Origin of the sequence: Vibrio harveyi, from assembly GCF_030060435.1 — a bacterium.
In the GTDB taxonomy this organism is placed as follows: Bacteria; Pseudomonadota; Gammaproteobacteria; order Enterobacterales; family Vibrionaceae; genus Vibrio; species Vibrio harveyi.
Map to the genome: position 1 here is coordinate 2,108,139 of NZ_CP125875.1, position 12,443 is coordinate 2,120,581.

12 protein-coding genes are annotated in these 12,443 nt (G+C 45.8%); 4 read left to right on the forward strand and 8 right to left on the reverse strand.

Annotation, left to right across the window (positions count from 1 at the left end; all coding sequences use genetic code 11):
- Positions 1 to 22: 22 nt before the first annotated feature.
- The 6 genes from menE to QMY49_RS10065 all read right to left on the reverse strand — a co-directional run bounded on the left by menE (position 23) and on the right by QMY49_RS10065 (position 7,255).
- Positions 23 to 1,456 (reverse strand): o-succinylbenzoate--CoA ligase, encoded by a 1,434-nt coding sequence (gene menE, locus QMY49_RS10040; RefSeq protein WP_283311295.1) that lies wholly within the window; start codon positions 1,454 to 1,456, stop codon positions 23 to 25.
- A complete protein-coding gene (gene menC / locus QMY49_RS10045; protein ID WP_005446597.1) occupies positions 1,441 to 2,430 on the reverse strand; it encodes an o-succinylbenzoate synthase in 990 nt (329 codons plus the stop codon). The genes menE and menC overlap by 16 nt, the downstream gene beginning before the upstream one ends.
- 128 nt (positions 2,431 to 2,558) lie before the next feature.
- Positions 2,559 to 3,425, reverse strand: coding sequence for a 1,4-dihydroxy-2-naphthoyl-CoA synthase (gene menB / locus QMY49_RS10050; RefSeq protein WP_005446595.1), 867 nt, complete (start codon positions 3,423 to 3,425; stop codon positions 2,559 to 2,561).
- 26 nt (positions 3,426 to 3,451) lie between these two features.
- Positions 3,452 to 4,246, reverse strand: coding sequence for a 2-succinyl-6-hydroxy-2,4-cyclohexadiene-1-carboxylate synthase (menH, locus tag QMY49_RS10055; protein ID WP_009698338.1), 795 nt, complete (start codon positions 4,244 to 4,246; stop codon positions 3,452 to 3,454).
- Positions 4,233 to 5,951 carry a 2-succinyl-5-enolpyruvyl-6-hydroxy-3-cyclohexene-1-carboxylic-acid synthase gene (gene menD, locus QMY49_RS10060; protein WP_009698339.1) on the reverse strand — a complete coding sequence of 573 codons (1,719 nt, stop codon included), beginning with the start codon at positions 5,949 to 5,951 and terminating at the stop codon, positions 4,233 to 4,235. The genes menH and menD overlap by 14 nt, the downstream gene beginning before the upstream one ends.
- A complete protein-coding gene (locus QMY49_RS10065; protein WP_017188355.1) occupies positions 5,948 to 7,255 on the reverse strand; it encodes an isochorismate synthase in 1,308 nt (435 codons plus the stop codon). Before QMY49_RS10065 ends, menD begins: the two co-directional genes overlap by 4 nt.
- A gap of 217 nt (positions 7,256 to 7,472) precedes the next feature.
- On the opposite strand from QMY49_RS10065, the gene QMY49_RS10070 reads away from it, so the two are divergent.
- The 3 genes from QMY49_RS10070 (at position 7,473) to QMY49_RS10080 (ending at position 10,693) form a co-directional block, all read left to right on the forward strand.
- On the forward strand, positions 7,473 to 8,687 hold the full coding sequence (locus QMY49_RS10070) for a pyridoxal phosphate-dependent aminotransferase (protein ID WP_005446588.1): 1,215 nt from the start codon (positions 7,473 to 7,475) through the stop codon (positions 8,685 to 8,687).
- 83 nt (positions 8,688 to 8,770) lie between these two features.
- Positions 8,771 to 9,355 (forward strand): 5'-deoxynucleotidase, encoded by a 585-nt coding sequence (gene yfbR / locus QMY49_RS10075; protein ID WP_026000131.1) that lies wholly within the window; start codon positions 8,771 to 8,773, stop codon positions 9,353 to 9,355.
- A gap of 3 nt (positions 9,356 to 9,358) precedes the next feature.
- Positions 9,359 to 10,693, forward strand: a complete 1,335-nt coding sequence (locus tag QMY49_RS10080) for an anti-phage deoxyguanosine triphosphatase (protein ID WP_283314107.1) — start codon at positions 9,359 to 9,361, stop codon at positions 10,691 to 10,693.
- A gap of 36 nt (positions 10,694 to 10,729) precedes the next feature.
- Here QMY49_RS10080 and QMY49_RS10085 read toward each other — a convergent pair whose 3' ends face one another.
- The gene (locus QMY49_RS10085) at positions 10,730 to 11,347 is read right to left on the reverse strand and encodes a tRNA-uridine aminocarboxypropyltransferase (RefSeq protein ID WP_005446584.1); all 618 of its coding nucleotides are present in this window, start codon (positions 11,345 to 11,347) and stop codon (positions 10,730 to 10,732) included.
- A gap of 3 nt (positions 11,348 to 11,350) precedes the next feature.
- Here QMY49_RS10085 and rrtA point away from each other — a divergent pair, with 3 nt between their 5' ends.
- A complete protein-coding gene (gene rrtA / locus QMY49_RS10090) occupies positions 11,351 to 11,902 on the forward strand; it encodes a rhombosortase (protein WP_005446582.1) in 552 nt (183 codons plus the stop codon).
- Between the two features lie 152 nt (positions 11,903 to 12,054).
- On the opposite strand, the gene QMY49_RS10095 is transcribed toward rrtA, so the two are convergent.
- Entirely contained in the window at positions 12,055 to 12,354 is a 300-nt protein-coding gene (locus QMY49_RS10095) for a ComEA family DNA-binding protein (RefSeq protein WP_005446580.1), read from the reverse strand.
- Between the last annotated feature and the right edge of the window lie 89 nt (positions 12,355 to 12,443).

Below are 12,443 nucleotides of genomic sequence, written 5' to 3' on the forward strand. Positions count from 1 at the left end.
TCCCCCTGAAGTGCAATAACGCTTAGTCACCGTTTTGCACTTCATTTTTTAGCCAGTCTTTCACTGCTTTGCGCGACACTTTAATACCACCACCTAACAGAGTTTGAGGCATTGCGTAATACGCTACTGGCCATTTGAATTTCTCTAGCTTAGTTTTTAGGTATTGCTCGTACTGTACTTTGCTCAATAACGATTCAGTTTGAATCACAGCCACTGGTCGGTGTCCAAATTCCGCATCTTCTACTGGCACAACAATGCTTTGCGAAATACCCTCGATTTGGTTCAGTACTGCTTCAATTTCTTCGCAGTGAACATTCTCACCGCCAGAGATGAATTGGTTGTCTGCTCGTCCAATGATCTTAAGTTCATCGCCTTGCCACTCACCTAAGTCTTTACTGTCGAACCAACCATCATCATTAAGCAGAGAAGTAATACTTCCTTGATTGAAGTAGCCAGTTGCGAGAGTGAGCCCGCCAATATAAATGCGTTGCTCCTCCAGCTTAATATCTCGATTTTGCAATAGGTGACCTGCATTGCTGATGCTGTCTATTTGCTTTGCTGTCACCGTTGAAGCGGCTTCCGTCATGCCGTAGCCTAGCCAAGTCTCAATGCCTTGTTGTGTCGCTCGTAGTGCGAGCTCATGTGCGACGTGGCTACCACCCAGTAATACATGCGTGAGAGACAATTCAACTTGTTCGTCCAGCAAACGCTTAAGCTGGGTCGAGACTAAAGAAGCATGAGAGACACCAACAATATCGTCCGTAAGGCTTCCACTTCCGACCTTAATGGTTGCACCAGCGAACAGCCAGCGATACATAATGGCAAGACCAGAAACATGATAAAGCGGCAGAGAGAGTAACCACGTACCTTGTTGGTCGAACCGAAACTCAGCCAACAGACCTTGAGCTGAAGAAAGGTGTTGTCTATGTGTATGAACAACCGCTTTGGGCGTACCGGTTGAACCAGAGGTAAATACGATAGATGCGAATCCATCATGCGAGTATCCGTCAGTAGAGAGCACTGATAAATCATCGGTGTTAGTGTCTGGAATCGACAACAAGGTAGCACTAAGTTGTGATAACTGATTTTCTGAGTACAAACCAACGGCACCATCAGCAAACCAAACAAAGCGTTGCTGGTTCGGTTTGTATAATGTCGTTAGTTTGCCAGACAGAGCCTCAAAAGGCTGCGGCATGGTTAAAGCAACAGTCGCTCCTAACTGCTGAGCGGCAAGATAAAACCACAGGGTTTCAACTTGATTCTTACCGACTAACGTCACCACATCTCCATTCATCACACCTTGCTGTTGCAGGGAATGAACATAATGGCTAATCCGTGCCGCTAATTGCTGCCAATTGAGCGACGCTTTGTTTGTTTCAAGCGCAATAGAAAAAGGGCTCACTTGAGCCCAGTATTTCCAAGGTGCAATCGCAATATCATCTACGCTGAATGCCACACTAACTCCTGCTCTGACAGCGGAATAACTGGAAGATCGCACTTCGGCCAGCCCTGCTCTAATTGCGCTTTAAACAAACCAATGGTATCCAAACCTGGGATCTCATTTGGTAGTTGCCATTGTGCTAAGCGCGCAAGTTGGTTGAGACCTAAGCTCGATTCAATGCTTGAGCTGATCACGGCTTTAATGCCCAGCGTCTTCGCCTTTTCAATCAGCTTAATACAGAAATCAACCGAGCCGATTAACGTTGGCTTGATGATGATGGTTTTCACACCAGTAAGATCTTCCAAGCTGAAATCTTCACGACGAACCGCATCTTGCAACGTCTCATCCCACGCGATAGCGATCCCCGTATTGATTGCAAAAGACAGGCTGTCGCCAGGAGAGCGACATGGCTCCTCCAAGAAGGTGATGCGCTGGCGTAGTGATGGTGCAATGTATTTTGCAAACTGCTGCGCTTTTTCTGGCGTCCAAGCACGGTTTGCATCAAGACGAAGCGTTAGCTGTGGAATCGACTCAAGAAACAAGTTCACCAGCATACCGTCACGAATCGGTTCATACAGACCGACTTTTACTTTCGCGACTTTTTCGCCTTCCATTTCGTTCAGTTTTGGGATCAGATCGTCTGGGTCACCGTTACACAAAGGCGCGACTTGGTGCTTACCTTGCGTAGGTAAACCACCTTCAAGCTCCAGTTGAGCCATCGACAAACCAAACGCAACCGATGGATACATGTGGTTGTAATCCAAAGGTAAGTTCGCAACCCAGCGTTCAACCTGAGCTTGCAATTGAATACCGGCTTCTTCCACACCTTCCAAGCTAAAACCAACCAGTGGAGCGACTTCACCACGACCTATTTTATCGCCTTCGGACAGTTCAACGATATAACCTGTACGTTCCGTCAACTTGTTATCACGCAGTATCACGCCACTGTCCATTGGCAAGCAGTAACGATAAATCTTCGCTTTACGCATAATTCGAATCCTATGTAATGCCGTATATTCTGAGCTCTTTAGCGAGAAAACCCGCTAGCCTCCCAGAGGGCGAGGCGCTCAGGACGAAAACGAAATAGAGGAGCGCATGGCTCCTCTTCTTATACGGATTATGGGTTACGAGGGAATTTGTCGAAGTCTGGGCGACGTTTCTCGTTGAATGCGTTACGACCTTCTTGGCCTTCATCCGTCATGTAGAACATCATTGTCGCGTTACCAGCAAGCTCTTGCAGACCCGCTTGACCATCACAGTCTGCATTGAGTGCCGCTTTCAAACAACGTAGCGCCATAGGGCTATGTTGTAGAACTTCACGACACCAGCGAACGGTTTCTTTTTCTAGGTCTTCTAGTGGCACAACTGTGTTCACTAGTCCCATATCTACTGCTTCTTGTGCATTGTAGAAGCGACATAGGAACCAGATTTCGCGAGCTTTCTTCTGGCCAACAATGCGAGCCATATAAGATGCACCCCAGCCACCATCAAATGAACCGACTTTAGGACCCGTTTGACCAAATTGTGCATTATCAGCTGCAATCGTTAGATCACACATCATGTGAAGAACATGACCACCACCGACAGCCCAACCTGCAACCGATGCGATCACTGGTTTTGGACAAGTACGGATGTCGCGTTGGAAATCCAATACGTTTAGATGGTGAGTGCCTTGGTCGTCTTTATAGCCGCCGTAATCACCGCGGATCTTCTGGTCACCGCCAGAACAGAAAGCGTCTTCGCCTAGACCCGTTAGAATGATCACGCCAACACCAGAGTCGTAGCGTGCATCTGCCAACGCATCAATCATCTCTTTCACCGTTTGAGGGCGGAACGCATTACGCACTTGTGGACGTGCAATAGTAATTTTCGCGATACCGTCTTCAGACTTGTGGTAATGAATGTCCTCGTATTTCTCGCCGCAATCTTTCCATTGAACCGGAGCGTAAAGTTCTTCTTCAGAAATGCCTACTGTTTTAGCCATGGTGATTCCCATTGTTCTCGTTGCTCTCACCCAAAGTGAGAATGAAATATTTGATTAATGTGCATCGCAAATTGTTGTGGTTGCTCTTGATGGACATTGTGTCCAGCGCCCTCAACTTGCAGATACGCCAACCCGCTACTCTCAGCCAGTTGACTAAATTTCTTGTCTTTTGAACCGCAAATGTAATACAGCGGAATGGTTTGTTGTTGCAGCGCAGACAGCAAGTAAGATTGCCTTGCTAAAGACGTCGCAAGCAACATGTCCGCAACTGCTGAACCAAGATTAGCACTTCGTTTCTCAATCAATGTTTGTCTTTGCTCATGGTTTAGTGAAGAAAAGACCAACTGTTGGTACCAATCGTTCAAAACACAGGCAAGAGGCTCTGTTTTGAAGCGTCTCGCCCAATGCGCATCGTTGCTAAACCGTGCTTGTTTTTCTGACTCGCTTTGCAGCCCGAAGTTTCCCCCTTCGATAATCGCACCGCAAATATTGAGATCCAGAAAACACTGGTGCGCAAGACCATGCATAGCAATGCGCCCACCCATTGAATAACCAATCAGAATAAACGGTTGTTGTGAGGGAAATAGTAAAGATAGTGTGGAATGGAGCAGTTTGCAGCAATCATTCAGGTCACGGCAAAAAATAGATTGGCTATGCCCATGCCCGGGTAAGTCAATCGTTACTCGGTCATACTGTGGCAAAGCTGCCATACACGTTTGCCAATCCTCACCACTGCCAAGCAAACCATGCAAAAACACCAACGTAGGTAATGCGCTACCTTGGTGTTTTTCCGTTGCAGGAAAGTGTTCAGAATAGAGCATGTAGATTCTTATTGAAGGATTTAAGATGCTCTACCGCTTGATTTGACGGCGTTTGCACTTCGACCACCAATGCTCCACGACCTGTCGCCAAATGTTGTGCTACTAACGTTTGGTACTCTGCCAGCGTGCTTGGTTTACTGTATTCTAATCCAAACTGCTTAGCGGCATGCTCAAACTCATAGCCATGGGGCATTTGGTAGAAAGACTCCCTATGCTCTTGTGGCACTGGCAGTAAATCAAAAATCGCACCACCATCGTTATTCGTGATCACTAAAACCGAAGGTAATTCACTGTGTGTAAACAGCGCTAGTGAGTTCAATCCATATAGAGCAGAAGTATCGCCAAGGAACATCAACATTGGATTTTGACGAGCTCGTTGCACACCACTTGCCGTAGCAAACAATCCATCAATACCCGAAGCGCCACGGTTAGTGAAGACTTCGGTATTGTCCAGTTTGCCAAACATATCGATTAGGCGAACAAACAAGCTATTACCAACAAACAAGTCCACCCCTTGAGACCGCTCCGCAACATCTATTGCCAAAGCAATTTCACTCAATTCACTCTTAGGATCGGAGACAAACAAACCTTTCGCATGCTGAGTCACCTGTTTGATGTCAGCAGCAAGGTCATCTGCCCAGCCGGAATACTCCGATTCAAACTCTGTAGTACGCTCTACCCACGCGCTTGGCTGCTCTGCCCAATGCCATTGAGGCAAGTGGCTTTGATTGTCACGATCCAACCGTGGAGAGACATACCAATATTGAATATCCCCACCATGCTGATTGCGAGAAACATGTCTCTCTAACCAATGATTAAAACGCTTAGAAATGATTCGGCTGCCGAACTGAACAATCAAATCGCAGTCATCAAGCTGGCTTGCCAACCTTGGGTTTTGTAGCCATAAATCAAAGTGCGCCCAATCAGAACTCACTCCACTTTGTGGGTCGGCAAGTATCGGCCACCCCATCTGTTCCGCAAATACACGAGCCGCTTGCGCTTGAACTAATGGCAAGCTTCCGATGACTACCACGCCTTTGTTATCGCCGCAACTTGGGATCGCACTGCTGGTTTTAGGGTTAAATCGCTGACAATACGTGACTTTGCTGTCTCTCCAACCTGCAACCGTGTCCAAGTAGCTTTGGTACGTACTCTTTTCAGTGTTCGAGTACAAAGGCTCAGGAAAGGCACAGTTAATGTGCACCGCACTGCCTCTTAGGCGTTGCGTAAACATCACTTCATCAACAGAAGTCAGCAACCAATTAAGAGGCGTTGATAATGTCGGACTCGGAAGGTTTAAACTGTCCGATACATGCTCAGCGAAAATACCCAATTGGTTGATGGCTTGGTTTGCACCGCAACCTACTAATTCAACAGGGCGGTCAGCGGTCAGTACCACCAGCTTTTCACCAGTCAACTTTGCTTCAGCAATCGCAGGCAATAAGTTCGCTACGGCAGTGCCAGAAGTCACAATCAATGCGACCGGCTCTTTGCTTGCTTTAGCAAGTCCGAGCGCCATGAAGCCTAATCCACGCTCATCAAAATGAGTATGAATAGTAAAATTGGGGTTATCTGCCGCTTCTACTGTTAAAGGTGTAGAGCGAGAACCAGGCGCAATACAAACGTGATTCACACCGAAGCGGTTCAATTCTGTCAGGATGGTTTCAGACCAGATGCGATTCAAAACAGCTTGATCGGCACTCATGATGCAACCCCAAGCGGTGGGTGATCTGAAATAAGAGAAAGTAACGTCGACATTTTTTTATCTAACTCGGCCCATTCATGTTCTGCAATGGAGCCTGGAACAATACCCGCGCCAGCAAACAGTTGAACTTGATCCCCTAAGATCAAAGCACTTCTGATCGCAACGCAAAATTCTGCACGTTCATGGCTAATATAACCCATCGAACCTGCATACCAACCACGAGCAAACGGTTCGTTATCCAGAATAAACTGCATCGATTCCTTGCGTGGTAAACCCGCGACTGCAGCGGTTGGTTGTAAAGCGGAAAGAAGCTGAACCCCATTGATTCCAGCTTTCAGTTCAGCGTGAATATTACGCTTCAAGTGCTGAACTTTTCTTAAACGTACTAAGCGAGGCTCGTTTTCGACCTCAACGCTTTCTGAATGCGGCGACAAACGATCGATAATGTCATCCACTACATATTGGTTTTCATTCAGATTTTTAGAATCTTGAGATAGCCAGTTTGCTAGCTCCATATCTTGCTTTGCATTATCGCCACGACCAATAGTGCCGGCTAAAGCTTCGGTATGAAGCTCATGACCAACGCGTGAATAAAGACGCTCAGGCGTTGACCCCATAAAACTGTGTTTACTGTCTAGACTCAATAGAAAATGAAAGCTGTGGTGATTATTTAAGTAGCTTGCTTTAAGTAACTGCGCAGCAGAAAGTGTCGAATCTAGTTGAACCACTGTTTTGCGAGCCAAAACCACTTTCTTGAAATCATCGTTTTCAATACCTGTCAGCACTTTTTCTACTAGCGTGTTCCACTCAGGCTCAGTTGGCGCGTGGTCAATAGATCGAATATGAGAAGAAATAGGCGCAAGGCTAGGCACATCACAAACCAGCTTTTTTAAGCCTGCTAATGTACGGGTTTTATCTTCTGAGATATTGACTGCGAGCGACCATTGTTGATCGAAGCGAATCAACTCGATTTGAGGAAGAAAAAAGAAAGATGGCATGCAGCGACGATTTTTCTCGTGCTGACCATCGAATGAACGACCACCCCATACACGTTGACCTTCTCCAAGGATCGTATATGCAGGTCCCGGCTCAACAAAAGAATGGAGCTGACCTAGGGCAACAACTTCTTCACGAGTATCACGGGACTGCCAGTAAAACTTGGGAAAAAGTGGTTGTGCTTCAAGCCAGTCAATAAACGCAAAATTTGGTTTCTCGTTGAGTGGCTCGACTAAACGTGTTTGATTGCCTTCCGTTTGCTGAACTCGCTCGATAATTCTATTTACGGCTTGGTGGAACTGTGACAAATCAACCTCGAAATATGTGAGGATTAGTGGTAACTGACGGCTACTCTAAGTTTAGACCCAAAGCAAATCAAGGTCGTATGCGATCTTTTGCAAAATCCTGTGATGGCGACAGGACAAAACTTAGCCACTAAACGGATAATTTACAGATTTATATTCTAATAAAAAACAAATTATTGTATTTTAATAAAGAAATTAACGATTTTTTAGGAATTAAACAATGCAAAATATCGGGATGTCGTCAAAACTCGACAATGTCTGCTACGACATTAGGGGTCCTGTACTCAAACATGCTAAACGCATGGAGGAAGAAGGGCATAAAATCCTAAAGCTAAACATTGGTAACCCCGCCCCATTTGGTTTTGACGCCCCTGATGAGATTCTAGTAGATGTAATCCGTAATCTACCAACTTCTCAAGGCTATTGTGATTCCAAGGGTATTTACTCAGCACGTAAAGCCGTCGTGCAGCACTACCAACGTAAAGGCATCCGTTCTCTGGATGTGGAAGATGTATACGTAGGCAACGGTGTTTCCGAACTCATCGTAATGGCAATGCAAGCGCTATTGAATAATGGCGATGAAATGCTGATCCCAGCACCGGATTACCCATTGTGGACGGCATCTGTTGCGCTATCAGGTGGTAAGCCTGTTCATTACTTATGTGATGAAGGTGCGGACTGGTATCCAGATCTAGAAGACATCAAAAAGAAAATCACGCCAAAAACACGCGGTATTGTTCTCATCAACCCGAACAACCCAACGGGTGCGGTTTACAGCCGTGATTTCCTTTTAGAAGTGATTGAGATTGCGCGTCAGCATAAGTTGATGATCTTCGCCGACGAAATCTACGACAAAGTACTTTACGACGGTGCAACACACACTTCTGTCGCAACACTTACTGACGATGTATTGGTAATGACCTTCAACGGTCTGTCAAAAGCATACCGTGTTTGTGGTTTCCGCGGTGGTTGGATGTTCCTAACGGGTCCTAAACATTTGGCACAAGGCTATATCAACGGTCTCGAACTGCTGTCTTCAATGCGTTTGTGTGCCAATGTACCAATGCAACATGCAATCCAAACCGCGTTAGGCGGCTACCAAAGTATTAATGAGTTAATCCTGCCAGGTGGTCGTCTTCTTGAACAACGAAACCGCGCTTACGAACTGATCAATCAGATCCCTGGGGTTTCGTGTGTGAAGCCAAAAGGCGCGATGTACTTGTTCCCGAAAATCGACACCAAGATGTACAACATCAAAAATGACCAACAAATGGTCTTGGATTTCTTAAAACAAGAGAAGGTATTGTTGGTACAAGGCTCTGGCTTCAACTGGCCAAAACCCGATCACTTCCGTATCGTGACTTTACCCCACGTAGAAGATCTCGAAACCGCGATTAGTCGCTTTGAACGGTTCTTAACAACGTATAGCCAGTAGTAATTACTACTGAACTCTCATATGCTTAGAGGAGCTCCTAGTGAGCTCCTTTTTTTGTATCAGAATCAAAATTGGAGACAGCAATGAAAGAAAGCCATTTTTTCGCCCACTTGGCACGAATGAAGCTCATCCAACGCTGGCCCTTGATGCGCTCGGTATCACCGGAAAACGTTTCTGAACACAGCTTGCAAGTCGCGTTTGTCGCTCATGCCCTCGCCTTAATCAAAAACAAGAAGTTTGGCGGCAACCTCAATCCTGAACGGATAGCAATTCTAGCCATGTACCACGACTCCAGTGAGGTGTTAACTGGTGACTTGCCAACTCCTGTAAAATACTACAACCCAGAAATCTCTAAAGAATATAAGAAGATCGAAGCAGCTGCGGAACAAAAGTTACTGTCCATGTTGCCTGAGGAGTTTCAAGACGATTTTGCTCCCTACCTGTTGTCGCACTCTGCGCATGAAGAAGATGCATTGATCGTGAAACAAGCTGATTCCATCTGTGCATATTTAAAATGTCTCGAAGAACTTAGTGCAGGTAATCACGAGTTTGCTCTCGCCAAGAAGCGTCTCGACATCACTTTGCAAGAACGTAAAACACCGGAAATGGAATACTTCCTTCATATCTTTGCCCCAAGTTTTGAATTATCGCTGGATGAAATCAGTTAGTTGATGGAGAGAAACGTGTCGTTTGAATTAGATACTTCATGGCAAGAGCGCCATGACGATGAACATAAGATCCGCCGTGACGATCATCGCAGCCCATATCAGCGTGACCGTGCGCGCATCTTGCACTCTGCGGCTTTCCGCCGCTTACAGGCGAAGACTCAGGTCCACGGCAACAGCTTAGAAGACTTCCACCGAACTCGCTTAACCCACTCTCTCGAAGCCGCGCAATTGGGAACGGGTATCGTAGCGCAGCTCAAGAAAAAGCAACCAGAGTTTCGAGATCTTCTGCCGTCTGACAGCTTGATCGATTCTCTCTGTTTAGCACACGACATTGGTCATCCTCCCTATGGACATGGTGGTGAAGTAGCCCTCAACTACATGATGCGTGAGCATGGCGGCTTTGAGGGGAATGCTCAAACATTTCGTATCGTCACCAAACTAGAGCCATATACTGAGCACTTTGGTATGAACTTATCGCGACGCGCGCTACTTGGTTTGATCAAATACCCTGCGCTACTTAGCCAAACTCGTGCAGTCTGCTTACCTGACCCAGTCGAACACCAACGCAAGCTAAAAGCCAAAGACTGGTGCCCAGCAAAGGGGATCTACGACTGCGATAAGGATTTGTTCAATTGGGTCATTGCACCATTAACCGACAACGACAAAACCTTGTTAAGCCAAATGCGCTGTCGTCCGGAATCAGAGTTTGAACACTGTAAAACTCGCTTCAAGTCACTCGATTGTTCCATCATGGAACTCGCCGATGACATTGCTTATGGCGTACATGATTTGGAAGATGCAATTGTGCTGGGAATGGTCACTCGCCAACAATGGCAAGAAGGAGCAGCAAGCCAACTGGCAGATTGTGGTGACCCGTGGTTTGAAGAACACATTGGATCAATCGGGCAGATGTTGTTTAGTGGCAAACATCATGAGCGCAAAGATGCGATCGGCGGTATGGTCAATGCGCTACTTACCAGTATCTCAATTAAAGTCGTCGATGAACCATTTAACAATGCGCTGCTGGCTTGGAACGCCTGCTTAGAACCACAGATGGCAAAAGCGCTTGAAGTCCTCAAACACTTTGTTAGTAAGTATGTGATTCAAGTGCATCAGGTGCAGATTGTTGAGTATAAGGGTCAACAGATCATCATGGATTTGTTTGAGGCATTAAGTGCCGATCCTGAACGCTTACTTCCTACACACACCCAAACCTTGTGGCAAACTGCCACCACCGAGAGCGCAAAAATGCGAGTGATAGCAGATTACATCTCGGCGATGACTGACGGGCATGCACAAAAGCTACACCGTCAGTTGTTTTCTTCAATCGTGCTCTAACCGAAAAGGACGGCTGAACCTTAATCCCCTTTCAGCTTAACGAGCTTTCAGATAGTTCTTTTCAAATACGCCCGGAGGCATCTGGGCGATTTGGAACTCAATCATCTTCTCAAACGCCGCCAATAAAGGTGTGAAATCTTGGTTTGGCTCTAACAAGCTTAACGCATGATACCCAGCTTCTACCGTCGATAAGCTGTTTTCAGACGGTGCTTTACGAATGGTGTAGTGACCTTGTAGATTCTCCGGCAACTTCACCGTGGGGATAGACTGTAAATTGGTCGAAAGCTGCCACATCTTGTAAGCTTTCTTCCATGTCCCATCAAGTAAAATCAAACGAGTTTTCTTAGTAGAATCAGATCGTTCATCTGCCAACTGAGAAAGACACAACGACTGCTCTGAAGGATACAGAATAAAGTGCTGGTACGTTGCATCCTCAAGCAAGGCATTTAAAACTGAATCGTCAGAAAAATCTTCACCAATCAAGCAAGTACAATGATTTAAGCTTAAATTGAGAATCCGTGCCGTACCGAGAGGACGATGCTCTTCACTCGTATGCTGAAGGATGATAAGTTCAACCTCGTTTGCTAGCGATACAATCCATTGGCAGATACAAGCTTTGCGCGATTTTCCACACTGAGAACAATAACGAGACATAGAGTGAACCTTTATACATTGCTGAGCATCATCAGCGTCATCTGTTTAATACTTCAATTCGAGCCAATGGCAAGTCTAACTGAATGGCATGCATACAATATACGCCATGGCGAATGGTGGCGAATCGTAACAGGAAATTTGACGCATACCAACTTTGCTCATCTTGGTATGAACTTAGCTGGTCTATGGATTATTGGTTTTATTTTCCGCCCTACCGTGCGCAACTTTCTCATTGTGTTCATTGTCTTGTGCGCCTTTGTTGGTGCAATGAACTTGTTCACTAATATGTCGGTTTACGTTGGTTTATCAGGGGTACTGCACGGATTGTTCGGTTTCTGGGCTCTGAGTGAAGTTTTTGATGGCAGAAGAAGCAGCATGCTGCTCGTTGGTGGTCTAATTGCGAAAATCGCCTGGGAACAGTTCTACGGTCCTTCGACTAGTACAGCTGCAATGATTGGGGCTCGTGTTGCTGTTGATGCGCATTTATTTGGCGCAATTGGTGGTCTAGGTATGGCTGGGTTAGAAAAATTGCTACACCGTCGTCTCTTTGGTTAGCTCCCTTGGCAAAACGCTAAAAAGAGCTCTTCACACTCCATTTTCGCATTTAAGCTAACCAAACAAAAAAATCCCGAACCATTAAAGAAGATTGGTTCGGGAAAGCAGTAATAGGAAACAGAAACTTCGCTTTTTAATGGCAAGAACGTTGATTACAACAAAATACGCTCTTCATTCTTTTTCACCGTGGCATCGCCAATGCCCTTCACTTTGGTCAGATCCGCAACGGTTTTAAAAGGACCGTGTTCATTACGATATTCGACGATATCTTTCGCTTTCTTTTCACCAATACCCTTTAGCATGGTGGCAATCTCTTGCGCTGAAGCTGTATTTACGTTTACCGTAATCTCGATACCTTCGTACTTAGCTGCTTTTGTGTTAGCCGACTTACTCTCTTCTGCCCAGCTCATCGGTGCTAAGAGTAATAAGCACAGTGTTAACATCCATTTCATTTGAGCACCCTCCCTTGAGTTTTTGTATTAAAACGAAAACTACTCTATGCAAAGCGCTGTTTATGTTGAAGTTTATTCAAACAAAAATA

Bases quoted from the DNA above. Each gene is read 5' to 3' on its own strand.
- menC (WP_005446597.1), bottom strand. From the start codon at position 2,430: ATGCGTAAAGCGAAGATTTATCGTTACTGCTTGCCAATGGACAGTGGC.
- menB (WP_005446595.1), bottom strand. From the start codon at position 3,425: ATGGCTAAAACAGTAGGCATTTCTGAAGAAGAACTTTACGCTCCGGTT.
- menH (WP_009698338.1), bottom strand. From the start codon at position 4,246: ATGCTCTATTCTGAACACTTTCCTGCAACGGAAAAACACCAAGGTAGC.
- menD (WP_009698339.1), bottom strand. From the start codon at position 5,951: ATGAGTGCCGATCAAGCTGTTTTGAATCGCATCTGGTCTGAAACCATC.
- QMY49_RS10070 (WP_005446588.1), top strand. From the start codon at position 7,473: ATGCAAAATATCGGGATGTCGTCAAAACTCGACAATGTCTGCTACGAC.
- yfbR (WP_026000131.1), top strand. From the start codon at position 8,771: ATGAAAGAAAGCCATTTTTTCGCCCACTTGGCACGAATGAAGCTCATC.
- QMY49_RS10080 (WP_283314107.1), top strand. From the start codon at position 9,359: ATGGAGAGAAACGTGTCGTTTGAATTAGATACTTCATGGCAAGAGCGC.
- QMY49_RS10085 (WP_005446584.1), bottom strand. From the start codon at position 11,347: ATGTCTCGTTATTGTTCTCAGTGTGGAAAATCGCGCAAAGCTTGTATC.
- QMY49_RS10095 (WP_005446580.1), bottom strand. From the start codon at position 12,354: ATGAAATGGATGTTAACACTGTGCTTATTACTCTTAGCACCGATGAGC.